Consider the following 26,200-nt stretch of genomic DNA (forward strand, 5'->3'; position numbering starts at 1 on the left):
CCTGACATACTTAAGATCGGCTTCACGCCATTGCTCGAATTTTTCAGTTCCCGGCTGTTTTCTGGTCCGGTTCGATCACCATGCGCGTCCGTCCGGCACCGCCATCAAGGGTCGTACGGCGCCTGCCGACTTCCATTTTCAGGGTCTGGCCCTCGGCCACGTCACGATCCCGCATCAAGGCCACATGCCCCGTCATTGTTATCGTATCGACGGCGGCATCATAAACGCCGCGGTCGCCCTTGGCCTTCAGTTCAGGCGTCACATAGAACACGTTTCCCTCGGCAACCATGGTCTCGATCGAACCAAAGCCAGAGCCGACGCCGGAGGACTCACCGCCTTCGGCCTTGCCACTGAATATGATCGTCACCGTGTCAGCGCGCAGCCGGGCCGTGCCTTGCTGAATGTCGACATTGCCGATCAGCAGCACCTTGCGCTCGCGCTCAAGGCTCTCGGTCCGCTCGGAATCGATATAGATTGTCCCACCTTCCGACGAAATCTGTGCCATGGCCGGGGCGGCCAGAGAGGAGAGCGCCAGCGCTGCCCCGAAGAGTTTAAGGATTGCCATCTGCACCACCTTCATCACTGGCCGCCACATTGGGCTCGGCCGGATAGATCACTGTTTTTACGTTACCTTGAAAGACAACGCGGTTACCACCGTCAAGAATTTCATACGAGTCCGAGCGGATATCGCCAAGCGGTCCCTTGCCCTGTAGCGGCGAAAGACCTTCGACCCAATCCTGCCCGACATGCACGCGCGCGGCGGCTGTATGGAAGGAATAGCCCGACGCATCGGTGATTTTCACATCATCATAAAGCTCAAGTATGCCAGCGTCGCGGTCATACATGCCCGATGGCGCGCGCACTTCGCTACCGGCTGCATCGCGCAGGATGGGCGCGACAAGGTCAACAACATTGGCCGTCAGTTCCTTGCGGCGCGCCGCATCCGCCGTGATCGTGAAGCTCTCTCCCGCAGAATCACGCCCCGTGAACCGCGGATTGAGCATGGTGACGACCTCGTCACCGGAAATCTGAACCGGCACGGCATCACGCGTCAGGGCACTCTTGATGATGAAGCCCAGGAAAAGCCCCATAGAGACCGCCGCGCAGGCCATGAACAGGATACGCAGGCCGCGCACACGGTCCGACCGCTTGCGGGCATCGGCCAGCGTCAATTGCCGGCGGGGCACCCAGAGGGATGCCGGGTCGTGATGCTTGACTGCGTCCATGAAAGCGAGCGCCTGCGGCCTGTTACTGACTATTACAGGTCGTGTTTACCTTTGATAGGGCCGAAACAAAAGCGCGCACAACATGACGCTTGCTTCAGGAATGGGCGAAAATGTCCTGTTCGCCCCATCCGGCCAGATCGAGTGCAGCGCGGGTCGGCAGGAAGTTGAAACAGGACTGCGCCAGTTCCAGCCGCCCTTCGCGGATCAGCATCGCCTCAAGACCTTCCTTGATGGCATGCAAGTGCAGCACGTCGGAAGCCGCATACTGAAGCTGCGCATCACTCAACTCCTTCGCCCCCCAATCGGAGCTTTGCTGGGCCTTGGAGAGGTCGACGCCTGCAATTTCGCGGGCGACATCCTTCAGGCCATGCCTGTCGGTATAGGTTCGCGCCAGTTTGGAGGCGATCTTGGTGCACCAGATCGGCGCGCAATCAACGCCGAGCCAGCGCTTGATCATACCCACATCGAACCGGGCAAAATGGAACAGCTTGATAACCTTGGGGTCGGCCAGCAGTGCCTTCAGGTTCGGGCAATTATAATCCCGACCGAGCTGGACCAGGTGCGCAGTCCCGTCGCCGGACGACAATTGCACCAGTGTCAGGTGATCGCGCAGCGGATTGAGGCCCATGGCTTCGGTATCGATGGCAACAATCGCGCCGAAATCGATATTCTGGGGCAGGTCGCCCTTATGCAGTTGGATTCCGTTCATGCGCAGCGCTTTAGCATGGCTTCGGTTAAGGGCAAATGATCGGTGCAGGCGGTTTCCGGAACCCGGTTCCGATTTGACGCCGCACCAATGCCGGGGCTAGCTTTCAGGCACACCAGAGGGAGCAGATGATGACCAGAGACCCTATGCAGGCCATCGTTGCCTCCATGCCTTTCGCGGGCCAGATCGGCCTGCGCGTCATCGAAGCCACGAAGCATCAGGTTATTGGCGAGGTCACTGTCCAGGCTGACAAGTGCACCTCCGGCAATATTGCCCATGGCGGCTTTCTGATGACCTTGGCAGATTGCGTCGGGGCTGTCGCAGCCTTCCTGAACCTGCCCGATGACGCGAGAGGCACGACCACGACCGAGAGCAAGACCAACCTGATCGCTGCGGCGCCCGTCGGCACAGTCCTGCGCGCCACAGCCCTGCCGATCAGCGTCGGCCGCCGCCTGCAAGTCTGGCAAACACGCGTCGAAACGCCTGAGGGCAAACTGATCAGCCTGACCACGCAGACCCAGCTGAACCTCTAGAGCCCCGCCCGCACCTCGGCCCAGGCATCCGCCAGCGCCTCCCGGTGTGCCGGATCAGCAATCGAGATCAGCATTTCGGCCCGTGCATCAAGGCTCGCGCCGCGCAAGTTCACCGCGCCCTGCTCGGTCACGACCCATCCGATATCCGAGCGCGGTACGCTGACCGCCTCTGGCCCCAGCCGCGCCACGATCCGGCTGACCTGCCCCTTCGCCGCTGTCGACGGCAGCGCGACAATCGGCATACCGCCTTCAGAGGCCGCCGCACCGCGCAGGAAATTGGCGAGGCCCCCGATGCCGGACACCTGCTGCCCCTTCATGAATTCCGCATTGGCCTGCCCGAACAGGTCCACCTCCAGAACCGAATTGATCGCCGTAAAGCGCGGGATCTTCGCCAGCACCTCAATGCCATGCGTGACATCGACACCGCGAAAGCGGAACCGCTTGTCGCGCGCCACCCGCTCATAGAGCGCCTCGGTGCCCATCGCGACACCAGTGAGGATTGCGCCGGGCGCATCGACCACGCGACCTGCATCGATCAGGCCCAGCACGGGGTCGGTCACGAGGCCGGAATGGATCGTCAGGTTCGCTGGTCCGCCTGCGTCAGCCAGCGCCTTCAGCACCGCCTGCTGCACATTCCCGATCCCGAACTGAAGGCAGGCCGCCTCCCCGCCAACAAGATCCGCAATCCGTTCCCCAATGCGCGCAAACACCGGCGGCAAGGCCGATTCCGTCAGCTCCACCAGCGGCGTCTCGTCCCGGGCCACCACATCGAAGCGCGAAAGCGGCACACGCAAGGTGTCGCGCGGCGCCGGCATGCACGGATTGACCACGGCCATCACCGGAATATCCGGACGCGCAAGAATCGCGCCTGAGAAATCCGCCGACAGGCCAAGGCTGACAGTTCCGTCGGCTTCCGGCGGCGAGACCATGATGACAGCCACGTCAATCGGCCCGGCCTGCATCTCGCGATAGCTTTCGGTATAATGCATGGGACGCAGAAGAATCTTTCCCGCCGCGAAGCCGTCCCGCATGGCGCCATACATGAAGGGCATTTCCGCGCGTGCGGTCGCATGCAGGTGCGTCCAGTCGAGATGATTGAGGCCTGGCACGGGTACGCCGACAAAGGTGAGGTCTCGCGCCAGTTCAGCCTCGGCGCTGAGCGCATTATATAGCCCGACAGGCTCGCCGCTGCATCCGGCAAGGTAGAGCCGCGCAGGCCCCGGCTTCAGGGCCCGCAGCGCGGCAAAGCCCTCGGCAAGACTATCAGCGCGATGCATCATTTGAATGTGAAATTGGCGGGGCGCTTTTCGAGGAAGGAAGAATAGCCCTCCACGAAATCCTCGCTCGCAAACCCGTCCGCGAACAGGCCTGTCGCTTCAGACGAGGTGTCGTCCCACCCGGCCTCGATACCCGCGACCATCCGCTTTATCGCCCGTGTCGACCATTGCGACGTCGCGGCCACCGCATCGCCAAGCGCGCGGGCACCGGCCAGTGCCTCGCCTCTCGCCACCACACGGCTGAGCAGGCCCATTTCCTTCGCCTCGGCCACGTCAAAAATGCGCGCCGTAAACAGGATGTCCTTCGCGCGCGCAGCCCCGATCGCCGCCACCAGCCGCCGCGTATCGCCCGCCGGATAGACAATGCCCAGCTTGGCCGGCGTGATGCCGAACCGCGCATCCTCGCTCGCGACCCGCAGGTCTGCCGCCATGGCAAGGCTCATGCCCCCGCCAACACAGGCGCCATCAATCGCCGCAATCACCGGCTTGGTGCAGGCCTCCACAGCATTCAGCGCCGCCGCGATCACCGCGCCAGACTGCGCCGCCGCTTCAGGCGTCGAATAGATCGTCGAAAACTCCGAAATATCTGCACCCGCCGCAAAGGCGCCAGCGTCTCCGCCATGAATGATCACCACCTTGACTGTCTCGGCCGCCACAACCCGCTCGATCAGTTCCGGGATGGCCGCCCACATGTCGACCGACAGGGCGTTACGTTTTTCCGGCTTGTTGAGAATGATCTCGCCGAAAGGCGCATTGATCTCGAGGCGTATGGATGGCTGGCTCAAACGGGCCGCTCCCTGGTCGGCGCGCCGCACTGGCGCTATCAGCCTCCCGTCATGGCAAGAAGCCCGCAACCACGCAAGCCGTGGCCTAGGGCATACGTTTCAGCTTCACCAGCGCCTCATCAAGCGCCGAGAGGAAGCGCGACCTGTCCGCCTTGGTAAAGGGCGCCGGTCCGCCCGCCCGCGGCGTGCCTGTCTCGGCAATGCCGACGCGCAAGTCAGCGAGGATCGCCCGCGTAGCGACCGCCGCGCCAATGGAATCATCGGTAAAGGGTTTGCCCGTCGTCCCGATCACTTTCGCGCCAGCTTTCAGGCAGCGGTCGGCCAGCAAGATGTCCGCCGTGATCACGACGCTCTTGGCGTGCGCCCGCTCGGCGATCCAGTCATCTGCGGCATCAAAACCATCTGTCACGATCTGGCGTGAGAGCAGCGCATGCTCCGGCATGCGAATATAGGAATTGGACACGAGCACAGCAGGCACGCCATGGCGTACCGCCACACGGTAGATCTCGTCCTTGACCGGACAAGCATCGCCATCAATGAAAATCTGTACGTCAGCGCTCATGCGCGCCCTTTAGCAGGTGCTGGCCCGGAATTCATCTCCCGCAGTCCATTTACACACCAGGCAAGCCGCAAATAGGCGCCAAAAGCTCTCCCCCGGCTCCTCGTAATGTCCCAAAGGTCATCGTCAAACCGGGGGAAAGCAAGCGCGATCCGTTCTGGTTAGTGCACGCTGAGGGGCTTCAGGTCGTTGGCAAGGGCAGCCGCAAACGCAGCATCGCGTCCCTCGACAACCGCCAGCCGTACGCCATCGGCAGACAGGACAACAAAGAGTTCTTCGGGATCCTTGATCTGCTCCATGGCATTTGCGGGCATCAGCGTCTGCAATTCGTCAGCATCCAGGTGGCGGATGTAGACAAAGGCGTCGCTTTCAAACGGGTTCGTTTTCAGTTCGGTCGTTATCATTTCCAATCCTTTCCGTCACAAGACAGATACCGAACGCCAGAGCCGGTTGCCGTGCCTCATGGGCGGACCCTTCGTTCAATAAGAAGGTGGGGGATCAATGTGTCCGCTTCAAGCGCCAACCTGTGGCGGAAGTGAGACAGCGTTCACACTTAAGTGAAGCTAAACGATGCTGCTGCCGCGCAGCTGCATCAGATGTTCTGTTGTAAGATCAGCCGTGAGCCCGTTCATGTGAGGCGCAAAGCGCCGATACGGAACCCACTAAAAAACCAAGAATGGTGGAGCCAGACGGAATCGAACCGACGACCTCTTGCATGCCATGCAAGCGCTCTCCCAACTGAGCTATGGCCCCAATCTCGGGAAGGGCGAGAACTAGACGCAGTGAACGCGCCTTTCAAGCCCTAATCTTCATCCTCGTCATCAAGAACGAGCGGATCATCATCGTCATCGTCCGCATCAGCGTCGATGTCGAATGTGTCGTCCTCATCATCGTCCAGGATGACGTCATCATCATCGTCATCATCGACGCCTTCTTCGGTGAATCCGGCGGGAACCTTGGCCGTCGTGCCTTCTTCCTCGTCGTCTTCGCCAGCGCCTTCCAGGATCACTTCGGCTTCTTCGCCGCCGAGTTCCTTGGCATCTTCCTCGTCGTCGATTTCGTCTTCATCATCATCTTCGATGTCGTCGTCATCGTCGCCTTTTTTCTTGCCCTTGCCTTTAACGTCGATTTCCTCGTCGTCATCATCATCGTCATCGTCGTCAGACTTGACGGCGGCGCGGGCGGCCTTGGCTTTCACTTTCGTGATCGTCGTTTTGATCACTTCGTCTTCGGGATCGAACTCATTGCCACATTTGGGGCAAACGGCCGGGCGTTTGTGCAGGTCGTAGAAGCGGGCTTCGCAGTCTGGGCAGACTTGCTTGGTTCCGAGTTTGTCTTTCGACACTGTGCGGCTCCCTCCGGAGTTTCAATGAATTTGGTCTGGCGGGCGCTTGCCATGAACGCTGCGCGCTGTCAAAGCCCCAATTCACGTTCGAACTGCTCAACTGGAATTATCCCATGGTCTGGACCAGCCGCCCTGTCTCCCGCCTGCACGGCATCCTTCGCGCCCCGGGCGACAAGTCCTGCAGCCACCGCGCCCTTATCATGGGCGGCATCGCGCACGGCACCAGCCAATTCACCGGCCTCCTGGAAGGCGACGACGTTCTGCGCACCGGCGCGGCCATGCAGGCCCTTGGCGCCACGGTCACGCGTACTGGCGCCGGGCAATGGGAAGTCACCGGCACGGGCGCGCGCGGACTCACCTCCCCTGCTGCCTCGCTTGATTTCGGCAATTCCGGCACGGGCTCGCGCCTGATGATGGGCCTGATGGCCGGCTACGCCCTCACCGTTGAACTTTGCGGCGATGCCAGCCTCAGCGCCCGCCCGATGAACCGCATCCTGACGCCCCTGCGCCAGATGGGCCTCACCGACACGGCCGAGCCGCACGGTCGCCTGCCCTTCCGCCTCACAGGCTCTGCCGCGCTGCAAGCCATCACCTATGCGCCGCCACAGGCTTCCGCCCAGATCAAATCTGCCGTGATGCTCGCGGGCCTCAATGCTCACGGCACAACGATTGTTGAAGAGGCAAAACCCAGCCGCGACCACACCGAACGCATGCTGCGCGGCTTCGGCGCCGAAGTCGGCGTCACGCGCGGCGCCGGTCAGGCCCGCACCATTTCGCTCCTTGGTGGCCAGAAGCTCTCGGCCATCGAGGCGGCCATTCCGGGCGACCCGTCCTCGGCCGCCTTCCTTATTGCTGCGGGCCTGATCTCGCCGGATGGCAACGTGCTGGTCGAAGGCGTCATGTCCAACCCCACCCGGTCCGGCTTCTATGATCTCGCTGAACTCATGGGCGCCCGCCTCGGCGCCGAAGACACAGGCGACGCCGCTGGCGAACGCCTGATCGACATCCAATCCGGCAGCGCCGCCCTGATCGGCCGTAACGTCCCCGAACGCCTCGTGCCTTCCATGATCGACGAATTCCCGATCCTCGGCGTGCTCGCCGCCTTTGCAACCGGCGAAACCGTCGTCACCGGCGCCGAAGAGTTGCGCGTCAAGGAAACGGACCGTGTGAAGGCCGTGGTCGACATGCTGCGCGCCAATGGCGTCGAGGCCGAAGAGCGCGAAGACGGCTTCGTCGTCCAGGGCTGCGGCGGCCCGCCCCCCGGCGGCGGCTTGGTCGAGACCCGCCACGATCACCGCATCGCCATGAGCGCCCTGATCATGGGCACAGCCTCGCAGAAGCCTGTAAGCGTAGACGACATCTCCATGATCGACACCAGCTATCCGGAATTCCTCGCCCACATGGCGACACTGGGAGCTGATATTTCCGAGGGCGCAGCATGATCATTGCCATCGACGGAACCACGGCCTCGGGAAAAGGCACGATCGCCAAGCGGCTCGCGGCGAAATACGCCCTGCCCCACATGGATACGGGCTGCCTCTACCGCGCGACCGCCGTTGCGGCCCTGAAACAGGGCATTGCTCTCAATGACGCGGCCGGATTGCAGCAGATCGCGATGAATCTCGACCTGTCCAAATTCCGCGATTCCGACCTGCGCACAGGGGAAGCCGGCAAGGCCGCCAGCCAGGTCGCCGTTATCCCGGAAGTCCGTCAGGCCCTGTTCGAACTGCAGCGCAGCTTCGCCACGCAGGCCGGCGGCGCCCTGCTTGATGGGCGCGACATCGGAACAGTCATTGCACCTGACGCCGATGTGAAACTCTGGGTCGATGCCAATGTCGAGCAGCGCGGATACCGCCGCTGGAAGGAACTGGTCGGCTTTGAGCCGGATGTGACGCTCGAAGAGGTCATCAAACAACTCCGGATTCGCGATGAACGCGACCAGTCCCGCAAGGATGCGCCCGCTGCCATCGCGTCAGATGCTGTCTTGATAGATACGACTGATCTGACTATAGACGCCGCAGTGGAGAAGGCGATTGCAGCCGTTGAGGCCGTTCTCGCCCGTGGAAAGACCGTTTGAAGGGCCCAAAAGGCTCAAATCCAAACAAACGGTACCGCTCTGAAATGACAGACCACTCTAACGGGTCGTTCCGACGCGGGCTGCAATGGTGCAGGCCCGCCTTGAACCGTTCGCCCCGTCCCCGGAGACACAATGACTGACAAGATGAACCCAACAACCGACGATTTCGCGGCGATGTTCGAATCGTCCGCTGCCGCGGGCGCCATGCAGGAAGGCCAGGTTATCCCGGCCACTGTCATTCGCATCGAGAACGAAAACGTCCTGGTCGATATCGGCCTGAAAACCGAAGGCCGCATTCCGGTCAAGGAATTCGCCCTCGAAGACGACCAGCCGAAGCCCGGCGATATCATCGACGTATATCTCGACCGGATCGAGAACGCCCTCGGCGATGCCGTCCTCTCGCGCGACAAGGCTCGCCGCGAAGAGCGCTGGATCAAGCTCGAGCGCAGCTTCAACAAGGAAGAGCCCGTCAAAGGCGCCATTTCCGGACGCGTCAAAGGCGGCTTCACGGTCGACCTCGGCGGTGTCAACGCCTTCCTTCCCGGCAGCCAGGTGGACATCCGCCCGGTTCGCGACGTCGGCCCGCTCATGGGCGAAGTCCAGCCGTTCGCCATCCTCAAGCTCGACCGCACACGTGGCAACATCGTTGTCTCGCGCCGCGCCATCCTTGAAGAGAGCCGCGCCGAACAGCGTGCCGAAATCGTTTCGGACATGAAAGAAGGCGACGTCCGCAAAGGTATCGTCAAGAACATCACCGATTACGGTGCGTTCGTGGACCTCGGCGGCATCGACGGCCTGCTGCACGTCACCGACATGAGCTGGAAGCGCATCAACCATCCTTCGCAGGTTGTTGAAGTCGGCCAGGAAGTCGAAGTGCAGATCGTCAAGATCAACCCTGAAACCCAGCGTATCTCGCTCGGCATGAAGCAACTCGGTTCCGACCCATGGGACGGCATCGACTCGCGTTATCCGGTCGGCGCACGCCTCAAGGGCCAGGTCACGAACATCACCGATTACGGTGCATTCGTTGAACTGGAAGACGGCGTTGAAGGCCTGATCCACGTCTCCGAAATGAGCTGGACCAAGAAGAACGTCCACCCCGGCAAGATCCTCTCGACGACCCAGGAAGTCGACGTGGAAGTGCTGGACGTCGACAGCGACAAGCGCCGCATCTCGCTCGGCCTCAAGCAGACCATGGACAATCCATGGGACGCATTCGTTGCCGAACATCCGGTCGGTTCCGAAATCGAAGGCGAAGTCCGTGGCATCACCGAGTTCGGCCTGTTCGTGGGCCTCGGTCCCGACCTGGACGGCATGGTGCACATCAATGACATCGCCTGGGACAAGTCCGGTGAGCAAGCCATTGAAGGCTTCAACAAAGGCGACATGGTCAAGGCACGCGTCCTTGACGTCGACGTCGACAAAGAGCGCATCTCGCTCGGCATCAAGCAGCTCAGCGGCGACCCGATCGCAGCCCCTGCTGATGGCGGCACAGGCCTCAAGCGTGGCTCGATCGTCACCTGCACCGTCACCGAGATCACCTCGGGCGGTATCGAAGTCGAGTTCGGCTCCCCGGCGATGAAATCCTTCATCCGCCGCTCCGACCTCAGCCGCGACCGCGCAGACCAGCGTCCAGAGCGTTTTGCTGTCGGCGACAAGGTCGACGCCAAGATCCTCACAGTCGACCGTGGCTCGCGCCGCGTGTCCCTGTCGATCAAGGCGCTCGAAATTGCTGAAGAAGCAGATGCTGTTGCCCAGTACGGTTCGGCTGATGCCGGCGCCTCGCTCGGTGATATCCTCGGCGCAGCGCTTGCCTCCTCTTCGGTCGGCAAGCCTGCCAAGGCGACATCCGAGAAGGTCGAAGCGACACCCGCTTCTTCCGACGGCATCAAGGCCGGTGACGCGTCCTCGCTCGACGAGCGCGGCCGTCTCGAAGGCCCGCAAGGCGATGCTGACGACCTGAAGCAAATCAAGGGTGTCGGTCCGGCATTCGAGAAAAAGCTGAACGAAGCCGGTATCTACCACTTCTGGCAGGTCGCTGCCCTCAATGAAGCCCAGATCGCAGAGCTTGAAGAAGAGCTCAGCGTCCAGGGCCGCATGGAGCGTGACGACTGGAAAGGCCAGGCCGAGGAATTGATGGCCTAGGCTTGCCCGGGAAGCGACACCCGCTTCCTAAAATTGATGAAATGTTTGCGGCGGGGGCCTAGCGCTCCCGCCGCAAATACGTTTAATAACAACAACATGCTAAAGTCAGAACTCATCGCGAAGCTTGCTTCAGAATATAGCCACCTGCGCCAGGAGGATCTGGAGCGCGTGGTGAATGTGATTCTGGACGAGATTGCCGATGCCCTCGCCCGCGGTGACCGTGTTGAACTGCGTGGCTTTGGTGCCTTCTCCGTTCGCAAGCGCGACGCCCGCAAAGGCCGCAATCCGCGCACCGGCGCACCGGTCAAGGTGCCTGCCAAAGCTGTCCCCTTCTTCAAGGCCGGCAAGGAGCTGCGCGCCCGCGTCAATGGCGGCGAGGATCCCGAAGCGCGCTAGCGCCGGGCGCTTGCAAAGTCGTCGCTTGACCGCGGATTCGAATAGATCGACTAATTCTGTATTCTTTACGAAACACACAATCTGGGAAGGGGCTGGCAATGCTCAAGGAGTTCAAGGAATTTGCGATGAAGGGCAACCTCATCGACATGGCCGTCGGCTTTGTCATGGGCAGCGCTTTCGCAACTGTGGTCACGGCCTTCATCCAGGGCGTCTTCCTGCCACTTCTCGCGCCCATCATGGGCGGCATCGATCTCTCAGCGCTGAGCTACACGATCTCGCCCGCTGTCGTTGATGCTTCGGGTGAAGTGACCAAGGAAGCCGCTGTCATCGAGCTCGGAAATTTCATCGCCGCCGTGATTTCCTTCATCATCGTCGCCTTCGTCATGTTCATGATCATCAAGGGCATGAATTCGATGAAAAAGAAGGAAGAGGCCGCGCCATCAGAGCCGCCACGCCAGGAAGTTCTTCTGGAAGAAATCCGCAACCTGCTTGCAAAAGGCGCCAAATAGGCGACGCAATGCGCATTCGTAAACCGTTAGGGTTTTTTCCTTAAGGATTACGATTAGTAGAGTGCCAGGTAGAGTAAGGAGAAGGGCAGTCAGTTTGGCTGCCCTTCTTTTTTTGCCTTAGAGGCCGAGCGCCGCGACCAGATCGTCATGCGCGCCTTCGGTAAAATGGAAGGCCTGCCAGCCAATGCTGCGCGCCGCCTCGACATTCTCCGCCATGTCATCGACCAGCAGCATGTGCGCGCCCGGCATGCCGAGTTCCTGCTCCTGATGGCGGAAATAGTCCGTGTCAGGCTTGGCAACGCGCATCCGGCCAGCCGCAAAGATCCGGTCCATGTGCCGGTCAAAGCCCATATCGGATTCAATGAATGCCGTGCGGTGGATCTCGTTATTGGTGGCCATGACATTGGCAATACCGCGCTGACGCAGCTGCGCGACCATGGCCAGTACATCCGCGTCCGGCAGGGCGTCGCTTGTGAACCAATAGTCGAGGATCTCCCCTTCCCGGCCCACTGCGCCATTCACAGCCGCCCATTCGGTCACGAGTTCCTTAAGGCAGGCCTCTCCGACCATGGCCTTCTGGAACCGTCCCTGAAAGAGAAAGCTGCTGAACGAGTCCAGCGACAGGCCAAGATCCTCGGCAAAGCCACGCGACCAGGCAAAGACGCCATCCTGAACATTCCGGTTCAGCACGCCGTCAAAATCCCAGGCGACGACCCGTATGTCTTCAGGTCTGATCATGTCGGCCTCAGTATTCGTATTTTGTCAGGCTCGTCATCTCGATCGTATAGGCCGCATCCGCGAGATCGGAATTCTGCGTCTCCGTCCGGATCGTGCCTTCGATCCAGACCGCCTGCGCCAGATCCTTCAGCTTGATCGGCGTATCGGTCTTGACGAAAATCGTCTGGTTCGGTGGTGGCGGCGGGGCGTGGATACAGGCGCCGAAATACGGCACCAGCAGGAATTGCGTGATCTCAGCCTTCGAGCCGTATTCGAACGGCACCGTATAGCCTGGGATGCGCACCTTCACACCATCAAGCGCGGCGACCGTATTGAACGTGCCGATCTGCATGGCCGTGTCGGCGGCAGAGCCTTCGGCGATAGGCGATCCGGAATAGAGCGAAGCCATCTGCGACTGGTACATCTGGGCGAGGCGCTCCTCCTCCCCTTCCGGCATCAGGTCTTCCCAGCCAATGCTGCGGATGCCGCGCGCCTTGAGTTCAGCTTCGATACGGGCCTCCTCGACCGCCTTGGCGACGATGGAGGCATCCTTCTCGGCCTTCTTCTCTGCGGCCTTGGCGGCCTGCTCGGCGTCGCTCTCACCAATCTTGTCGCCCACTTTGGGACCGGCATCAGAGGTGGAGGTCGCGGCGGCTGGCGCGGCAGGCGTTTCCGGCTCAGCGGTTTGGCCACACGCCGTTACAAACGTCACAAGCAGGGCGGCGGATAGGATTTGGATCGTTTTCATGGGTCTCAACTTAAACTCCAGCTGCTGGCAGGACCAGACGGTTTGAGCGGTTCATTCAGTCACACTTTCACGGACAGGCCATCGGCCAGGGACCGGCGGAAGGCCGCCCAGGCTGGCACCATGCCGATCAGCAGCGAGGCCAGCGTCACCGCCAGCAATGTATAAAGGTCTGTCAGCCCCGGCCCTGTCCCGGCCAGCGACACGCCATAACGCGCTTCCACCATCGGTCCAGCCACCAGCAGGATCGCATGGATCAGCAGGATGCCGACCACGGCGCCGAGAAAGCCGACCAGTCCTGCCTCGAGCACAAGCAGGCTGAAAATATGCCCCGGCCGCGCGCCGACGGCGCGCAGGATCGACATTTCACGCCGCCGCTCATTCAGGCTCGTCAGGATGGAGGTCAGGATCGACACCAGCCCCACAGCAATCACGAACACGGACACGGCCATCAGCGCCCGTTCTGCAAAGGCCGTCACGCTCCACAGCTCGGCCAGCGCCTCGCCCGGGATGATCGCCATCAGCGGCTCACCCTTGTTTGTATTGATCGCCCGACGCGTCGTCAGGATGGTCCCCTTGCGCTCAAGGCCGACAAAGAAGGCCGTGATGGTTTTAGGTGTCAGGTCGAAACTGCGGATCATCTTCTCGTTGATCGTGTCCGCAAGCGGATTCTTCGCGCCGGTCTCCCAGCCAACATGGATCGCGGTGATCGCCTCCAGCGAGACATGCACCGTGCGGTCCACCGGCGTGCCGGTTGGCGCCAGAATGCCGACGACGCGGAAGGGCCGGTTCTCGTGCCCCGCACCAAGGCTCGCGGCACCTAGCCCATGGCTCAGCACAAGCGGTGTGCCGATCTCATAGCCAAGTTCACGCGCCACATCGGCGCCAATCACGGCATCAAACAGGTCGCTGAATTCCGCGCCTTCGGCGAGCTTCAGGGGCTGCCTCCGCCCATATTTGTAATGGACGAAATAGTCATTCGTCGTGCCGAGCACCCTGAAACCGCGATGACTGTCGCCCAGCGAGATCGGCACCGTCCAGGCCACATCCGGCCTGTCGGCAATTTTCTGATAGGTCGGCCACGAGACTTCCGCCGTCGCATTGCCCATCCGGAACACCGAGTAGAGCAGCAGGTTTACACTGCCGGTCGGCGCGCCAACAATCAGGTCTGTGCCCGAAATCGTGTTGCCAAAGCCTTCGCGCGCGCCGGTCCGCGCCTTGTCGACACCGAGGAAGAGCGCCACCGAGAGCGCCACCGCCACAAGCGTCAGGATCACAGATCCCTTGCGGTTCATCAGGCTCTTCCAGGCGAGAGAAAGAACGGCGCTCATGCCTTCACCCCGGCGCGGTTGATCTCGGCAAGGTCTACCGCCCGGTCAAACAGGCGCGCCAACGACGCATCATGGCTCACGAACAAGAGCGCGGCCCCAGTGCGGGCCGCCTCTTCCGACAGGAGGGTTATGAACCGGTCCCGCGCATCGGCATCGAGCGCGGAGGTTGGTTCATCTGCGATCACGATCTCCGGTGCACCGATCAAGGCTCTGGCCGCCGCCACGCGCTGCTGCTGGCCGACAGAGAGATCAGACACGCGCCGCTCAAGCAGGGCCTCATCCGTCAGGCCAAGCCGCCCAAGCAGGCGCTTCGCCTCTGCCTCCGCATCTCCGCCAACCGCCTTGCGCCGCGCCGCCGAGAATTTCAGCGGCAGCGTCACGTTCCCGACGACCGAGAGATAAGGCACCAGATTGAACATCTGGAAGATCACGCCGAGATGGTCGGCCCGCATCCGGTCGCGGGCAGAACTGGAAAGGGACGCCAGATCCTGCCCCAGCACGCTGACCTTGCCCGCATCAGCCTCCAGCACGCCCGCAATCACGCCCAGCAGTGTCGACTTGCCAGAGCCGGACGGCCCGCGCAGGAACAGCCGCTCGCCACGCGCCAGCGTGAAGGCGGGCACGTCGAGCACGGGCGCATTGCCCTTCCACGCAAAGCGCAGACCGTCGATCTGTATGGCAAGATCAGTCATGCGTGCCGCTTCGAAGGTTTAACGGGTGGCCAGTTCGGGATTGCCCGGGGTCAGCACAGCCGCTGTCTGGGAGTCAGGACCAACGAAGACCGCATCAACGGTCTCAAAGCCCGGAAACTCGGAGAAGGCATTCAGGCGAACGCCGTCCAGCTTGTCGAGGTTGCTGCAGGTGAACTCGAGGGTCAGCGTCAGGCCGCTATGATCGCCCACCGTGCGGGTCTGGATATGGCGGTTGCCTTCCGTGCAGTCGGCGCCGCCCTGGAAGCTGACAAGCTTGTCGCCAATACCGGTGCTGACTTCCAGCGCATCGGTGTCGCCTTCGCCGAGGCCAAAATTGGCCAGCGGCGCATCAAGCGTAACGGTCACCAGATCGCCATCAATGGCAACAGCGAACTCACCGGCGCCATGAACATGTGCCTCACCCCCTGCAGATGCGGTCTCTTCTGCCTCGGGAACCTCAGGCGTTTCCGGAACGGCTGATTCACCCTCCATATTCTCGGGCGCTTCGACAGAGGGAACTTCCGGCGCGGCAGGCGGCGTTTCCGCTTTCTTGCTGCAACCCGCCAGCGCGAGGGCTGGAACAGTCAAAATAAGGCACAGGGCCACACGCGGTGAAGTGAACATGAAGAGGGGCCTCCTGGCGCCGTAATGAGGGGAAATTGCGCGAACCGCAAATTTGTACTCGCGATTTGCATAATGAGACTATATAACATTTTCCCACAAGGCCGCATTACCGTTTTTCGCTGCAGCATCGCCTATTCTGTTCATTTTCTGGCCCTGCGCGGCCTACCGAGACCGCTTTCCATTCATGCTCCAGTCCATGCAGGCCCCTCTTTTCTTCGGCTTGATTGCCGCCTTTGTGACGACGATCGGCCTGCTCGCCGTTGCCGCGCGTGGCGACTGGAGCGCGCGCCATTCCGGTCTGTTCGCGCTCGCCGCCGGCGGCATGCTGGTCACGCTCAGCATCCTTCATATCACGCCCGAAGCCTTCGCGCTCAGCCCGCATGCCCCCGGCCTCATCCTGTCGGGCTTCCTCGGCGGTCTGCTCATGAGCTTCCTTGTGCGCGTGATATTTCCCGAAGGCGGAGAGGAAAGCCATGCCGCGGCCGCAACGCCCGTGCTGGCAATCGCGCTTCACTCGTTCATCGATGGCATCGTTTATTCAGTAACCTTCGCGGCCAGCTTTTCATCCGGCGTCTATGCCGCGTCCTCGCTCTTGCTTCACAAGTTTCCCGAAGGCGTGATCGCCTTCGCCATCCTGCGTCGGCATGGTTTCGCCAACCGTCAGGCGTTCTTTTTTGCCTTCCTCGCGGCGGCTGCCACGACACCGCTGGGCGTCATTGCCTCTGCGCCATTCATGTACGGGCTGGGCTCTGAAACCATTGGCAACCTCTTCGCCATTTCAGCCGGGCTGCTCCTCTATGTCGCCACCGGCCCGCTGATGGAGCCGCTGAAGGAAGAACCACCCCTGCGCAGCTTCCTGTCGCTCGGTGCAGGTGTTGCCGTTGCAGTCGCAATTGCGAGCCTGCCATTCCATCGCCACAGCCATGCCCTGAACGAAACGCCCTTCCATAATCACGATCCCGCGCACATCCACCCGCTCAGCGATTGACGTATCGGCCTTTCCGGGCTGCAATCAGACCTGCTGAACTGATCGGGCGCGCTTGCATCGGCATGGCCCTTGCAACGTCGCCCCCAGTTCAGGGAGAGTCTCGATGGCCTATTCACGTTTCGCACTGAAAGCAGTCTCAGCCCTGATCGCCTCCGGCATAAGCGCCTTGATCGGGCTGGCTCCCTACGCCCATGCCGAACCCGCATGTGGCCTTGCAGATGCCGCGCGCTACCAGAACGCCATCGCCGCGCCGACAGAAGAAGGTAGCCCCGCCTATTTCCTGCGCACGGCTGAGGCCTTTATTGCCGCCTGCCCTGACCGGTTTGAAGTGCGCGATGCCCACCTTGTTGCCGCCCGTGCAGCGCTGGATTCCGGGCGCGCCGATGTTTCCGCCTTCCATTACGATGCAGCCCTTGCCGCCGGCGCCCAGCTTTCACCGTCTGCCCGTATGGACCAGGCCGTGGTGCTGATGGCGACCGGTGAACAGGCCCGCAGCCGGGAAGCGCGCAACCTTGCCGTCTCCGGCTGGCTCGCGTCGCTTGATGCGACCGATGCCGCCAAACTCGCTTCCTACAAGGTCAGCGGCGGCACGATCTATTCCGTCCGTTACACCCATCCCGATCCCGGCTTGGCCGTCACAGCGCTCTGGATGGCCGTACCAACCGGCACAGGCCTTCCGTCGAGCATCCTGATCCGGAATGCGCCCCAGCGCGCCGCCTGGCGCAGCCTACGCGAAGGCACAGACGTGGCCGAGCTCATTGTCGCCGAACGCCTTTCCTGCCGGTCAGCCGCGCTGCTGGGCGAAGTGACGGACGATATCTCCCTCGAAGACATTGATCGCGGCGCGATCAGCGAGCTTGCAGCCTATCTGGGCGATCCCGACACGCTCCACTCGACAGACAAGGGAGAGCCGATCGCAGCCTGCTTCAGCCTCAACCGCATGATGCATGTGCCCGGCCAGGCCGACACGTCCATGCTGCGCTAGACCGGCAACTCTGTCGTGTTCTTCATGCATTCCATGGCGAACGTCGCGCTGACATCGGAAATATTCACACGCGCGATCAGGTCCTTGTAGACGCGGTCATAGTCGTGAACGCTGCGGGCCTGCACTTTCAGCAAATAGTCCACCTCACCCGCCATCCGGTAGAACTCGACCACTTCCGGGATCATGCGAACCGCATCGGCAAACCGCTTCAGCCAGCCGGCCGAATGGTCATTCGTGCGAATTGCCACGAAGATTGTCTGGCCAAGCCCCAGCTTGTCGGCATCCAGCAGGGCCACGCGCCGCGCAATCAGCCCGCTTTCCTCAAGGCGCTTCACACGCCGCCAGCACGTATTGGTCGAAATATCCGCCCGCCCGGCAAGCGATTCGAGCGAAAGCGTGCCATCCGCCTGAAGTGCCCGCAGCAGGACACGGTCTGTATCATCAATTTTTTCTTCCATTTGGCCTATATATCGAAATATCTACCCATATTCCATCATAATAATTGTAAGACTGCGATGATATTTGATCGCACCTGTGTGACTCTCACTCACTGAAATGAGGAGACATCCATGCCACTCGCCCTTGCTACCGCGACATCCCAAAACGCAATCCGCACGGCGAACCCGGTTGATCACCCTCGCCTGCGCGCCCTGTCGAACCTGATCGGTCGCACGCCCCTCCTGTCAATCCACCTGCGCTATCGCGGTGTTGAGCGCGTCATCCACGCCAAGGCGGAACACTATAATCTCACCGGCTCGATCAAGGACCGCATGGCCCTTTCGATCCTCAGCCGCGCCATGCGCTCCGGCGCGCTGCGCCCGGGAGACCGGATCGCGGAAGCCACCAGCGGCAATGCCGGTATCGCGATCACCGCGCTCGGCCGCGCCCTCGGCCACAAGGTCGACATCTACATGCCCGACTGGATGAGCGACGAACGCAAGAGCCTGCTCCGCAGCCTTGGCGCTGACCTCCACCTCATCAGCCGCGAGGAAGGTGGCTTCATCGGCGCCATCGAAGCCACGCGCGCCCTCGCTGCAAGCCAGGACGGCGTCTTCCTGCCCTGCCAGTTCTCCAATTGCGACAATACGGGCGGCCATTGCGACACAACCGGCCCGGAACTGCTGAAACAGATGGCCCTACTCGGCCTTGCGCCGGATGCCTTCGTGGCCGGTGTCGGCACCGGCGGCACGGTGATGGGCGTCGGCCGCGCGCTGCGCACCAGCCTGCCCGGCGTCAAGATCCATCCGCTTGAACCATTGGAATCGCCAACGCTCTCCACCGGCCACAAGGTCGGCAGTCACCGCATCCAGGGCATCTCGGATGATTTCATCCCGGCCATCGTCGATTTTGCCCAGCTCGACGACGTCATCGCCGTCTCCGATGGCGACGCCATCCTGATGGCGCAGGCATTGGCCAGCGAACTGGGCCTCGGTGTCGGCATCTCGTCCGGCGCAAACCTGATCGGCGCCCTGAAGGCTGCCGAGCGGCTTGGCCCGGATGCCCGCGTGGCAACCGTGTTCTGTGACGACAACAAGAAATATCTCTCGACCGCGCTGTCACGCAGCGAGCCGGTCAAGGAAGGCTATCTCAGCCCCGAGGTCGAGCTGCTTGGTTTCGAAGCGACGCCCTGCCCGGCCTGATCGCGCGGCCTAGTCTGCCTTGGCGCAGATCGCCCAGACCTTCAGCTTCCACTTCGGTGAGAAGCTGCTTTGGTTCTTGGCATTGACCATCCAGTGGCTGCCGTCATAGGCGGGCTGGCTGGTGGTTGCCTGCCCCTCCAGAATGGCGTCGGTCTTGTCGAGCGCGGCCCAGCCGCCACCCGTTACCTTTTTGTCCTTCGGACAATTGACGATGAGTTGCTTGGACACGGTCGCGTCGTAGGCGGTCACCTGCGCCACGATTTCATATCCCGCCAGCTGCGCACTAGCGGCAGGCGTAATGAGGGCTGCCGCAGCGAGGGCGAGGCTGAAGGCTTTGATCTGGGGCATTTCGATACTCCCTTAGACAAAACGGCGCCCCGTTCGGGCGCCGTTTCAGTCTAACAGGAGTTGAAGGAATTGCGTAGCCGGATCAGCTGACGGCGGCCGTCTCGCGCGCGGCGACTTCGGCTTGAACATCCATGAAGCGACGCGTGAACTGGCTGACGCGCGGCGCAATTTCCGTGCGGAACCGGTTGCCGTTGAACACGCCATAATGGCCGACGCCCGGCTGGATATAGTCCGCCTTCATATCGTCGGGGATCTTCGTGCAAAGATCATGCGCGGCCTGCGTCTGGCCAATGCCGGAAATGTCGTCCTTCTCGCCCTCGACCGTCATCAGCGCCACATCGCGGATCGCCTGCGGCTTCACCAGCCGCTCGCCGCGATACATGTAGATGCCGCGCGCCAGATGGTGCTCCTGGAAAACGCGCTGGATGGTCTGCAGGTAGAATTCCTCGGTCAGGTCGAGCACGGAGAGATATTCGTCATAGAATTCGCGGTGCTTGCCGGCTTCGTCTCCGTCGCCATCGACGAGATGGTTGAAGAAGTGCCATTGCGCATCGACGTGGCGATCCCAGTTCATGTTCATGAACGAGGCCAGCTGCACGAAGCCCGGATAGACCCGCCGCATGACACCCGGATAAGGGCCAGGCACGGTGTGGATCATGTTCTCTTCAAACCACGCGAACGAGCGCTCTTCAGCCAGTTCGTTCGGCACGGTCGGGCTGCGGCGCGCATCAATGGGCGAGCCCATGAACGTCATCGAAGCCGGGCGGGCCGGATCATTGTCTTCAGCCATCATGGAAATGGCGGCCAGCACAGGTGGTCCCGGCTGGCAGACGCCGAGCACATGGGCGCCCGGGCCGACATGGGTAATCATGTCACGGATATGGTCGATATAATCGTCAAGATCGAACCGGCCGAGCCAGACCGGCGCCATGCGCGCATCGGCCCAGTCGGTGATGTAGACGTCGTGATTGGGCAGGAAGGCCTCAACCGTGCCGCGCAGCAGGGTCGCATAGTGGCCCGAGAGCGGCGCGGTGATGATCATGCGGGGCAGCGGCGGTGCGCCCGGTTTGCGTACGGCAGCCAGCTGTTCCGGGTCTTTCTTGAAGTGGACCAGATTGCACCACGGCGAACGCCACGAGACGGTCGGCGTCACCTTGATCGGCGCGCTGTTCACGCGAACGGTATTAATCTGCCATTCCGGCTTTCCATAATACCGCGTCGAACTCTCGAAAACGTCGGCAAAGGCTGCAAGCGATTTGCCGTATTCTGTCTTGCCGAGTGGATTGAGCGGGGAAAGAAGCGCCGCCCGGCCAGCCTTGGCGGCCAGTCTCATCGGCGCCATCGCCACCCGGTTCATTTCGACAAGTGAGTAAAGCATAGCGTTACAAACCTTTCATGCTGCATCGCAACATAAGTACAAGTTTCTGGCGTAGCAATCAGATTCGCCAGATGCGCGTGATGATAGTTCCGCGCGAGAGAAATTTAATTTGCGTAAAATTTGCACGCGCCTGGTCACAAGAGAGTTAAGAAGCGGATGCTTTAACGGGAGCTACAGCGAGGACGAGACGCCATGTTTCTCAAGTGTGAGCCCAATCCCCATCGCGCAGGCCGCATGACACGTTCCCTCGTATTCGAGCACGTGCCCGGCCAGCGCTACGCCATTGATGCTGAGCAGCTGCACAAAACGCCCGAGCTTCTGAACGCTTTTGGCCGCAACATGTATACGCGTTTCCGCGTGCTCGACGCGATCGCCTACATGATTTGCCTGCTCGGCTTCCTCGCCACGCTTGCTTTCGTCTGGTGGGCCTTCATACCGGGCCTTGCGATCTGTGCCCTGATGCTGGCGACCAACCGCAAATCAGCTGGCGAGATTGCCCGAAAGGCCGCCACGCGCTCGGTCGACAATTTCCGGACGCTCCACGAAATGGGCTGTCTCTGGCTGGTCTACGCCTAAATCCCGATCAGGCCGAGAATGCCGGCAATCACGGCAATCAGCATGAACATCAGTGACAGGCTGACCGATACGGCGCGCTGATCCTTGCGGCTTGTCCGCACGCCCTTCGGATTCTTGCCCTCTTTCGGCGCCAGCATCAGCCGCGTCGAGAAGAAGCCGAAGGCCGCCAGCGCCGCTGTCACGGTCGCCGCCCAACTGGTTGCGATCGCGAAAAAGGCCATCGCCGCCAGCATGATCCCGGCAATCGGGACGGCGGTCGCGTGCAGCAATTCGCGCACATGCCGGTCGGCCCGGCTGCCATCGAGCTTGTCGAAGCTGCAATTGGGCGAGGCGATCGCCACGACCCAGCCCGCGCCAATGGCCATGGCACTCGCTGCTACGCCCAGCCCGCCCGCATAATGCTGTATCTCTGCAATCATGCGCGCTTCATGCAGGGATTCGCGTTCATGCGGGAAGCGAATTCGCTATGGGCGCTGATTGCAGTCGTGGGCCGTCCGACCAGTGATTGTCGGACGCGCCCCTCACTTTATCAGGCCTTAAAGCGCTGTTTCGTAGACCTTGGCATAATCATCCGCGCTCATCGTGCGTGGATTGCCGAAATGCGCGAGATCCTTGAGGGCATATTCAACGATGCCCGGGCCGTCCGCAGCCGTCAGGCCGATATCCGACAATGTCTTCGGAATACCGATCGCATCGTTCAGGTCCTGGATCGCATCACCGAGATCAGCCTTTTGCTTCAGGCCCATGGCGGCGCGCAGGCGGACATATTTCTCGTCGGCAGCGCCTTCATGGAAGCGCAGGATATGCGGCAGGAAAATCGCGTTCAGCGTGCCATGGTGCAGTTTCTTCTCATGCAGGCGGCCCGCCGCATGGCTGAGCGCATGCACGCCGCCAAGGCCCTTCACGAAAGCCAGCGCGCCCTCATAGCTCGCCATCATCATGTGCCAGCGCGCTTCCGGGTCACCGCCATCCTTCACGGCCTTCTCAAGCCAGCCACCGCCGAGCGCCCGCACGACGCCGTCATAGCCGATGCCTTCAGCCGGCGGGTTCACGGTTGGCGTCAGCACAGCCTCGATACAGTGCGTCACGGCGTCCATGCCGGTCGCGGCCGTCATATAGGCTGGCAGACCGAGCGTCAGGTCCGGATCGCAGATCGCCGTCGACGGAATGAGGTTCGGTGATGCAAACGTCTCCTTACGGCCATTCTCCATCGTCGTGATCATGCCGATCGAGACTTCCGAGCCCGTGCCCGCCGTGGTCGGAATGGCAATCAGCGGCGGAATCTTGCCGATCTTCTTGGCGCCGCCAATAATGGCCGCATAATTCTCGAGCGGCTCCGGGTGGGAAGCCATCAGGCCGATCGCCTTGGCATGGTCCATCGAGGAGCCACCGCCGACGGCAATGATCCCATCCGCGCCGCTATCCTTGTAGGCCTGCGTCGCGATCTTGGCCTGCGTTTCGGTCGGGTTGGCGACCGTCTCGGCAAAGATGCCCGCAGGCGCAGTGCCCAGAGCGGCCACGACCTTGTCCAGAATGCCCGCCGCCTTGATGCCCGGATCGGTCACGATGAAGGCCCGTGTGATGCCGAGCTTCTTCGCGGTGACTTCCAGCTGCTTCAGCGCACCGGAATCAAAGATGCAGGGCGTAAGGAAATTGATGACGGGCATGAAAACTATCCTGTGAGGGCCGGGATCGGCATGAGTATGCCGGCATGTTCCCCGCTCGCGCGCACAAGTTCAAGCCTGCCGCAACGGGAAATACCCCGCCATCACGCCGCACCCCATCCATCAACGCGGCGCAATCCGTCTTGGTCCCACGCCCCGGCGGGCCCCGCAATCGGGACTTCTACCTATCCGGGCGCTCATGTCGCGCGGCGCGCGACCGCGCGTCAAAACGGACAATTACCAAAGTAAAAACAAAGGCCTACCTCCCGCTCATCGCAGTCACTTTTCGGGGTATAGACCAATGAAACATCTCCTTCTCGCCGCCCTCATGGCCAGCGCCGCCTGGGCCGGAACCAGCCCGGCCGCAGAGGCCCAGGACAATCCCTGGATGCTGCGCGCCCGGGTCATCGGCGTCCTTCCGGACGAAAGCGGCACACTCAAGGTCGGCGCGGCCACCCTGCCCGGCGATGTCGATATCGGCGACCAGTACGTGCCGGAATTCGACATCACTTACTTCTTCACGAAGCATCTCGCCGCCGAACTGATCCTTGGCGTCACGCCGCATGATGTGAAAGCCGTCAACGTCACCGTTCCCGGCGCGCTCACCAATGCCACGATCGATCTTGGCGACGTCTGGCTCCTGCCGCCCACGCTGACCGCTCAATACCACTTCACCGAAATGGGCCGCTTCAAGCCCTATGTCGGCGCCGGCGTTAACGCGACCTTCTTCTTCGACGAGGATAAAGGCAAAGTGGCCGACGGCATCAGCTATGATTCCAGCTTCGGCCCCGCCCTGCAGGCCGGGTTCGACTATGATCTCGACGGCGAGCCAGGTGGCTGGGCCTTCAATGCGGACATCAAGAAGATCTGGATCAACACGGACGTCACCGTCGATTTCACGACAGCGCTGGGCGCCAAGGTGAAGGCCGATGTCGATATCGATCCGCTCGTTATCGGCGTCGGGCTTGGCTACAAGTTCTAGCGCCGGACGGACCGCTGTTCCTCCCGGAAGCAGCGACCGTCATACTGAACCGCGCCTCGCAAGGGCGCGGTTTTTTTGTGCATTGAAATCATTGCACATGTCCTCACCCGATGTAGAGATTGCGGGCATGAGCATACTTTCCGTGAATGACCTTGTGGTCGATTTCGACACGCCCGACGGCCTTGTGCACGCGGTGCGCGGTATCAGCTTTGATGTTGCTGAGGGCGAATGCCTCGGCATTGTCGGCGAAAGCGGGTCCGGCAAGAGTCAGACAGCGCTTGCCGCGCTCGGTCTTCTGGCCGGAAACGGCACGGCGACCGGCCATATCGATTTCAACGGCACCAATATGCTGGACGCCCCGATTGAGGCCCTGCGCAAGATCCGCGGCGCACAGATGTCCATGATCTTCCAGGATCCGCTGACCAGCCTGACCCCCCACATGACCGTCGGCGCGCAGATGCGCGAAGTCCTGGCGCTGCATAAGGGCGTCAAGGGCGAGGAAGCCGACAAGCGCTGCGTCGAATGGCTGGAGAATGTCCGCATTCCGGAAGCTGCCCGCCGCATGGACCAGTTCCCGCACGAGCTTTCCGGCGGCATGCGCCAGCGCGTCATGATCGCCATCGCCATGCTCTGCAATCCACGCCTGCTGCTGGCCGACGAGCCAACAACGGCGCTGGATGTGACCGTTCAGGCCCAGGTCCTGGACCTGATGAATGACCTCAAGCGCGATACGGGCACCGGCATCGCCCTCATCACCCATGACATGGGCGTCGTTGCACGCATGTGCGACCGCGTGATCGTCATGCGTCATGGCGAGATCGTCGAGCGCGGCACGGTCGACGAGATTTTCTACAATCCCCAGCACGCCTATACGAAGATGCTGCTCGAAGCGGTGCCCCGGATCGACCAGCCGGATCGGCGCGGCCGCCCGACGCTCGGCCCGGCCCCGGACGCATCAATCAAACCCGTTCTCGAAGTCGACGACATGAAGATCCACTTCCCCATCCGGGTGAAGGGCGGTCTTTTTGGCAAGACAAAGCCGCTCAAGGCGGTCAACGGCGTCTCGTTTGACCTGCGCCCCGGCGAAACGCTGGGCGTTGTCGGGGAATCCGGCTGCGGCAAGTCCACGCTCGCGCGCGGCGTCCTGCGTCTGATCCCGCCGACCGACGGCAAGGTCGCCTGGCTCGGCAAGGACATTACCAAGGCCGGCAAATCCGAAATGGACGGCCTGCGCGACGATCTCCAGATCGTTTTCCAGGATCCGCTCGCCAGCCTCGACCCGCGCATGACCATCGGCGCTTCGATTGCCGAACCCCTTCAGGTACATGAACCGCGCCTCACCCGCGCCGAACGTGACGAGCGCGTCCAGGCGATCATGCCCCGCGTCGGCCTCGACCCAGCCCTTATCAACCGCTACCCGCACGAACTATCCGGCGGCCAGAACCAGCGCGTCGGCATTGCCCGCGCGATGATCCTGAAGCCAAAACTCGTTATCTGCGACGAGGCCGTCTCGGCGCTCGATGTGTCCGTACAGGCACAGGTTGTCGACCTGCTGATTGAACTCCAGAAGGAATTCGGCCTCGCGATGATCTTCATCAGCCATGACCTCTCGGTCGTGCGCGAGATCAGCCACCGCGTCATGGTGCTCTATCTCGGTCGGGTTGTGGAACTGGCCGGCCGGACCGCCATCTATGAGGATGCCCGCCATCCGTACACGAAGGCGCTGATCGCCGCCGTCCCGGCTGCCGACCCGAAACTGGAACGCACCCGCGAGCGCATCAAGCTGACCGGAGACCTGCCGAGCCCGCTGGATAGCCGGGCCCCGCTTCGCTTCCTGAAGTCAAAGCGCGTGGACGATCCCGATGCCGAACAATACCAGCCGCAACTGGTCGAAATCGCGCCAGGACATATGGTGGCCGAGCATGACGCGGTCCTGGGCAGCGAAGGGCTGCATATAAGCTGATTATCAGCA

At 61.8% G+C, this 26,200-nt stretch carries 29 protein-coding genes, 1 tRNA gene and 1 pseudogene; 12 read left to right on the forward strand and 19 right to left on the reverse strand.

Annotated features, from left to right (window positions below):
* Positions 1-43: 43 nt before the first annotated feature.
* The 3 genes from HOC_RS11965 to HOC_RS11975 all read right to left on the reverse strand — a co-directional run bounded on the left by HOC_RS11965 (position 44) and on the right by HOC_RS11975 (position 1,935).
* The gene (locus HOC_RS11965) at positions 44-565 is read right to left on the reverse strand and encodes an LptA/OstA family protein (protein WP_035538865.1); all 522 of its coding nucleotides are present in this window, start codon (positions 563-565) and stop codon (positions 44-46) included.
* The gene (locus tag HOC_RS11970; protein WP_035538868.1) at positions 552-1,226 is read right to left on the reverse strand and encodes a hypothetical protein; all 675 of its coding nucleotides are present in this window, start codon (positions 1,224-1,226) and stop codon (positions 552-554) included. Before HOC_RS11970 ends, HOC_RS11965 begins: the two co-directional genes overlap by 14 nt.
* A 94-nt stretch (positions 1,227-1,320) precedes the next feature.
* Positions 1,321-1,935, reverse strand: a complete 615-nt coding sequence (locus tag HOC_RS11975; protein ID WP_035538869.1) for a ribonuclease D — start codon at positions 1,933-1,935, stop codon at positions 1,321-1,323.
* Positions 1,936-2,060: 125 nt separating this feature from the next.
* Here HOC_RS11975 and HOC_RS11980 point away from each other — a divergent pair, with 125 nt between their 5' ends.
* Entirely contained in the window at positions 2,061-2,465 is a 405-nt protein-coding gene (locus HOC_RS11980; RefSeq protein WP_241766995.1) for a PaaI family thioesterase, read from the forward strand.
* On the opposite strand, the gene HOC_RS11985 is transcribed toward HOC_RS11980, so the two are convergent.
* The 6 genes from HOC_RS11985 to HOC_RS12010 all read right to left on the reverse strand — a co-directional run bounded on the left by HOC_RS11985 (position 2,462) and on the right by HOC_RS12010 (position 6,431).
* Positions 2,462-3,745, reverse strand: coding sequence for an acetyl-CoA hydrolase/transferase family protein (locus HOC_RS11985; protein ID WP_084146288.1), 1,284 nt, complete (start codon positions 3,743-3,745; stop codon positions 2,462-2,464). The two genes, HOC_RS11980 and HOC_RS11985, sit on opposite strands and share 4 nt — an antisense overlap.
* The gene (locus tag HOC_RS11990) at positions 3,742-4,527 is read right to left on the reverse strand and encodes an enoyl-CoA hydratase/isomerase family protein (RefSeq protein ID WP_034736286.1); all 786 of its coding nucleotides are present in this window, start codon (positions 4,525-4,527) and stop codon (positions 3,742-3,744) included. The genes HOC_RS11985 and HOC_RS11990 overlap by 4 nt, the downstream gene beginning before the upstream one ends.
* Before the next feature lie 85 nt (positions 4,528-4,612).
* Complete coding sequence (locus tag HOC_RS11995; RefSeq protein ID WP_035538872.1) at positions 4,613-5,089, reverse strand: YaiI/YqxD family protein; 477 nt, start codon at positions 5,087-5,089, stop codon at positions 4,613-4,615.
* Positions 5,090-5,247: 158 nt separating this feature from the next.
* The gene (locus HOC_RS12000) at positions 5,248-5,490 is read right to left on the reverse strand and encodes a DUF1150 family protein (RefSeq protein WP_051624820.1); all 243 of its coding nucleotides are present in this window, start codon (positions 5,488-5,490) and stop codon (positions 5,248-5,250) included.
* Positions 5,491-5,763: 273 nt separating this feature from the next.
* Positions 5,764-5,839: transfer RNA gene (locus tag HOC_RS12005), tRNA-Ala, on the reverse strand.
* Between the two features lie 49 nt (positions 5,840-5,888).
* Positions 5,889-6,431, reverse strand: a complete 543-nt coding sequence (locus tag HOC_RS12010) for a TIGR02300 family protein (RefSeq protein WP_035538874.1) — start codon at positions 6,429-6,431, stop codon at positions 5,889-5,891.
* A 113-nt stretch (positions 6,432-6,544) separates the two neighbouring features.
* Here HOC_RS12010 and aroA point away from each other — a divergent pair, with 113 nt between their 5' ends.
* The 5 genes and pseudogenes from aroA to mscL all read left to right on the forward strand — a co-directional run bounded on the left by aroA (position 6,545) and on the right by mscL (position 11,558).
* Entirely contained in the window at positions 6,545-7,873 is a 1,329-nt protein-coding gene (gene aroA / locus HOC_RS12015; protein ID WP_156950475.1) for a 3-phosphoshikimate 1-carboxyvinyltransferase, read from the forward strand.
* A complete protein-coding gene (cmk, locus tag HOC_RS12020; protein ID WP_035538878.1) occupies positions 7,870-8,508 on the forward strand; it encodes a (d)CMP kinase in 639 nt (212 codons plus the stop codon). The genes aroA and cmk overlap by 4 nt, the downstream gene beginning before the upstream one ends.
* 132 nt (positions 8,509-8,640) lie before the next feature.
* Positions 8,641-10,320, forward strand: a pseudogene (rpsA, locus tag HOC_RS12025) (30S ribosomal protein S1); the annotation flags it as partial.
* Positions 10,321-10,749: 429 nt separating this feature from the next.
* Positions 10,750-11,049 carry an integration host factor subunit beta gene (locus HOC_RS12030; protein WP_034736304.1) on the forward strand — a complete coding sequence of 100 codons (300 nt, stop codon included), beginning with the start codon at positions 10,750-10,752 and terminating at the stop codon, positions 11,047-11,049.
* Positions 11,050-11,147: 98 nt separating this feature from the next.
* Positions 11,148-11,558 (forward strand): large conductance mechanosensitive channel protein MscL, encoded by a 411-nt coding sequence (gene mscL, locus HOC_RS12035; RefSeq protein WP_035538882.1) that lies wholly within the window; start codon positions 11,148-11,150, stop codon positions 11,556-11,558.
* Positions 11,559-11,675: 117 nt separating this feature from the next.
* Here the strand turns inward: mscL and HOC_RS12040 are convergent, their stop codons facing one another.
* From HOC_RS12040 to HOC_RS12060, 5 genes are read right to left on the reverse strand one after another with little or no spacing between them, the layout of a single operon-like run.
* Positions 11,676-12,296 (reverse strand): HAD-IA family hydrolase, encoded by a 621-nt coding sequence (locus tag HOC_RS12040; RefSeq protein ID WP_035538883.1) that lies wholly within the window; start codon positions 12,294-12,296, stop codon positions 11,676-11,678.
* Between the two features lie 7 nt (positions 12,297-12,303).
* Positions 12,304-13,023, reverse strand: a complete 720-nt coding sequence (locus tag HOC_RS12045) for a DUF3299 domain-containing protein (RefSeq protein WP_035538884.1) — start codon at positions 13,021-13,023, stop codon at positions 12,304-12,306.
* Positions 13,024-13,082: 59 nt separating this feature from the next.
* Complete coding sequence (locus tag HOC_RS12050) at positions 13,083-14,351, reverse strand: ABC transporter permease (RefSeq protein WP_035538885.1); 1,269 nt, start codon at positions 14,349-14,351, stop codon at positions 13,083-13,085.
* Complete coding sequence (locus HOC_RS12055; protein WP_035538887.1) at positions 14,348-15,043, reverse strand: ABC transporter ATP-binding protein; 696 nt, start codon at positions 15,041-15,043, stop codon at positions 14,348-14,350. The genes HOC_RS12050 and HOC_RS12055 overlap by 4 nt, the downstream gene beginning before the upstream one ends.
* 18 nt (positions 15,044-15,061) lie before the next feature.
* Complete coding sequence (locus HOC_RS12060) at positions 15,062-15,667, reverse strand: ZrgA family zinc uptake protein (protein WP_035538888.1); 606 nt, start codon at positions 15,665-15,667, stop codon at positions 15,062-15,064.
* Positions 15,668-15,863: 196 nt separating this feature from the next.
* Between HOC_RS12060 and HOC_RS12065 the strand changes: the two genes are divergently transcribed.
* Positions 15,864-16,655, forward strand: a complete 792-nt coding sequence (locus HOC_RS12065) for a ZIP family metal transporter (RefSeq protein WP_241766996.1) — start codon at positions 15,864-15,866, stop codon at positions 16,653-16,655.
* A gap of 103 nt (positions 16,656-16,758) precedes the next feature.
* Positions 16,759-17,640, forward strand: a complete 882-nt coding sequence (locus HOC_RS12070) for a hypothetical protein (protein ID WP_035538892.1) — start codon at positions 16,759-16,761, stop codon at positions 17,638-17,640.
* On the opposite strand, the gene HOC_RS12075 is transcribed toward HOC_RS12070, so the two are convergent.
* Complete coding sequence (locus HOC_RS12075) at positions 17,637-18,098, reverse strand: Lrp/AsnC family transcriptional regulator (RefSeq protein WP_035538894.1); 462 nt, start codon at positions 18,096-18,098, stop codon at positions 17,637-17,639. The genes HOC_RS12070 and HOC_RS12075 overlap by 4 nt on opposite strands.
* Before the next feature lie 111 nt (positions 18,099-18,209).
* Between HOC_RS12075 and HOC_RS12080 the strand changes: the two genes are divergently transcribed.
* Complete coding sequence (locus HOC_RS12080) at positions 18,210-19,280, forward strand: PLP-dependent cysteine synthase family protein (RefSeq protein WP_084146289.1); 1,071 nt, start codon at positions 18,210-18,212, stop codon at positions 19,278-19,280.
* A 9-nt stretch (positions 19,281-19,289) separates the two neighbouring features.
* On the opposite strand, the gene HOC_RS12085 is transcribed toward HOC_RS12080, so the two are convergent.
* On the reverse strand, positions 19,290-19,628 hold the full coding sequence (locus HOC_RS12085; RefSeq protein WP_035538896.1) for a hypothetical protein: 339 nt from the start codon (positions 19,626-19,628) through the stop codon (positions 19,290-19,292).
* An 82-nt stretch (positions 19,629-19,710) separates the two neighbouring features.
* Positions 19,711-21,006 (reverse strand): polyhydroxyalkanoate depolymerase, encoded by a 1,296-nt coding sequence (locus HOC_RS12090; RefSeq protein WP_035538897.1) that lies wholly within the window; start codon positions 21,004-21,006, stop codon positions 19,711-19,713.
* A gap of 234 nt (positions 21,007-21,240) precedes the next feature.
* Between HOC_RS12090 and HOC_RS12095 the strand changes: the two genes are divergently transcribed.
* The gene (locus HOC_RS12095) at positions 21,241-21,582 is read left to right on the forward strand and encodes a hypothetical protein (protein WP_156950476.1); all 342 of its coding nucleotides are present in this window, start codon (positions 21,241-21,243) and stop codon (positions 21,580-21,582) included.
* On the opposite strand, the gene HOC_RS12100 is transcribed toward HOC_RS12095, so the two are convergent.
* Positions 21,579-22,001 (reverse strand): hypothetical protein, encoded by a 423-nt coding sequence (locus HOC_RS12100; protein WP_035538901.1) that lies wholly within the window; start codon positions 21,999-22,001, stop codon positions 21,579-21,581. The genes HOC_RS12095 and HOC_RS12100 overlap by 4 nt on opposite strands.
* Before the next feature lie 117 nt (positions 22,002-22,118).
* On the reverse strand, positions 22,119-23,249 hold the full coding sequence (locus tag HOC_RS12105; RefSeq protein WP_035538903.1) for an iron-containing alcohol dehydrogenase: 1,131 nt from the start codon (positions 23,247-23,249) through the stop codon (positions 22,119-22,121).
* A 298-nt stretch (positions 23,250-23,547) separates the two neighbouring features.
* Here HOC_RS12105 and HOC_RS12110 point away from each other — a divergent pair, with 298 nt between their 5' ends.
* Both HOC_RS12110 and HOC_RS12115 read left to right on the forward strand, forming a co-directional pair.
* Positions 23,548-24,228: an OmpW/AlkL family protein gene (locus HOC_RS12110; RefSeq protein WP_035538904.1), complete on the forward strand. Its 681-nt coding sequence runs from the start codon at positions 23,548-23,550 to the stop codon at positions 24,226-24,228.
* A gap of 127 nt (positions 24,229-24,355) precedes the next feature.
* Positions 24,356-26,191: an ABC transporter ATP-binding protein gene (locus tag HOC_RS12115; RefSeq protein WP_035538982.1), complete on the forward strand. Its 1,836-nt coding sequence runs from the start codon at positions 24,356-24,358 to the stop codon at positions 26,189-26,191.
* Positions 26,192-26,200 lie beyond the last annotated feature (9 nt).

The organism is Hyphomonas oceanitis SCH89 (assembly GCF_000685295.1).
Taxonomy (GTDB): Bacteria; Pseudomonadota; Alphaproteobacteria; order Caulobacterales; family Hyphomonadaceae; genus Hyphomonas; species Hyphomonas oceanitis.

Bases quoted from the DNA above. Each gene is read 5' to 3' on its own strand.
- HOC_RS12000 (WP_051624820.1), bottom strand. From the start codon at position 5,490: ATGATAACGACCGAACTGAAAACGAACCCGTTTGAAAGCGACGCCTTT.
- HOC_RS12055 (WP_035538887.1), bottom strand. From the start codon at position 15,043: ATGACTGATCTTGCCATACAGATCGACGGTCTGCGCTTTGCGTGGAAG.
- HOC_RS12045 (WP_035538884.1), bottom strand. From the start codon at position 13,023: ATGAAAACGATCCAAATCCTATCCGCCGCCCTGCTTGTGACGTTTGTA.
- HOC_RS12030 (WP_034736304.1), top strand. From the start codon at position 10,750: ATGCTAAAGTCAGAACTCATCGCGAAGCTTGCTTCAGAATATAGCCAC.
- HOC_RS12040 (WP_035538883.1), bottom strand. From the start codon at position 12,296: ATGATCAGACCTGAAGACATACGGGTCGTCGCCTGGGATTTTGACGGC.
- HOC_RS12100 (WP_035538901.1), bottom strand. From the start codon at position 22,001: ATGATTGCAGAGATACAGCATTATGCGGGCGGGCTGGGCGTAGCAGCG.
- HOC_RS12085 (WP_035538896.1), bottom strand. From the start codon at position 19,628: ATGCCCCAGATCAAAGCCTTCAGCCTCGCCCTCGCTGCGGCAGCCCTC.
- cmk (WP_035538878.1), top strand. From the start codon at position 7,870: ATGATCATTGCCATCGACGGAACCACGGCCTCGGGAAAAGGCACGATC.
- HOC_RS11980 (WP_241766995.1), top strand. From the start codon at position 2,061: ATGATGACCAGAGACCCTATGCAGGCCATCGTTGCCTCCATGCCTTTC.
- aroA (WP_156950475.1), top strand. From the start codon at position 6,545: ATGGTCTGGACCAGCCGCCCTGTCTCCCGCCTGCACGGCATCCTTCGC.
- HOC_RS12065 (WP_241766996.1), top strand. From the start codon at position 15,864: ATGCAGGCCCCTCTTTTCTTCGGCTTGATTGCCGCCTTTGTGACGACG.
- HOC_RS11970 (WP_035538868.1), bottom strand. From the start codon at position 1,226: ATGGACGCAGTCAAGCATCACGACCCGGCATCCCTCTGGGTGCCCCGC.
- HOC_RS12090 (WP_035538897.1), bottom strand. From the start codon at position 21,006: ATGCTTTACTCACTTGTCGAAATGAACCGGGTGGCGATGGCGCCGATG.
- HOC_RS12070 (WP_035538892.1), top strand. From the start codon at position 16,759: ATGGCCTATTCACGTTTCGCACTGAAAGCAGTCTCAGCCCTGATCGCC.
- mscL (WP_035538882.1), top strand. From the start codon at position 11,148: ATGCTCAAGGAGTTCAAGGAATTTGCGATGAAGGGCAACCTCATCGAC.
- HOC_RS12115 (WP_035538982.1), top strand. From the start codon at position 24,356: ATGAGCATACTTTCCGTGAATGACCTTGTGGTCGATTTCGACACGCCC.
- HOC_RS12110 (WP_035538904.1), top strand. From the start codon at position 23,548: ATGAAACATCTCCTTCTCGCCGCCCTCATGGCCAGCGCCGCCTGGGCC.
- HOC_RS11975 (WP_035538869.1), bottom strand. From the start codon at position 1,935: ATGAACGGAATCCAACTGCATAAGGGCGACCTGCCCCAGAATATCGAT.
- HOC_RS12095 (WP_156950476.1), top strand. From the start codon at position 21,241: ATGACACGTTCCCTCGTATTCGAGCACGTGCCCGGCCAGCGCTACGCC.
- HOC_RS11985 (WP_084146288.1), bottom strand. From the start codon at position 3,745: ATGATGCATCGCGCTGATAGTCTTGCCGAGGGCTTTGCCGCGCTGCGG.
- HOC_RS11995 (WP_035538872.1), bottom strand. From the start codon at position 5,089: ATGAGCGCTGACGTACAGATTTTCATTGATGGCGATGCTTGTCCGGTC.
- HOC_RS12060 (WP_035538888.1), bottom strand. From the start codon at position 15,667: ATGTTCACTTCACCGCGTGTGGCCCTGTGCCTTATTTTGACTGTTCCA.
- HOC_RS12050 (WP_035538885.1), bottom strand. From the start codon at position 14,351: ATGAGCGCCGTTCTTTCTCTCGCCTGGAAGAGCCTGATGAACCGCAAG.
- HOC_RS12105 (WP_035538903.1), bottom strand. From the start codon at position 23,249: ATGCCCGTCATCAATTTCCTTACGCCCTGCATCTTTGATTCCGGTGCG.
- HOC_RS11965 (WP_035538865.1), bottom strand. From the start codon at position 565: ATGGCAATCCTTAAACTCTTCGGGGCAGCGCTGGCGCTCTCCTCTCTG.
- HOC_RS12080 (WP_084146289.1), top strand. From the start codon at position 18,210: ATGCCACTCGCCCTTGCTACCGCGACATCCCAAAACGCAATCCGCACG.
- HOC_RS12075 (WP_035538894.1), bottom strand. From the start codon at position 18,098: ATGGAAGAAAAAATTGATGATACAGACCGTGTCCTGCTGCGGGCACTT.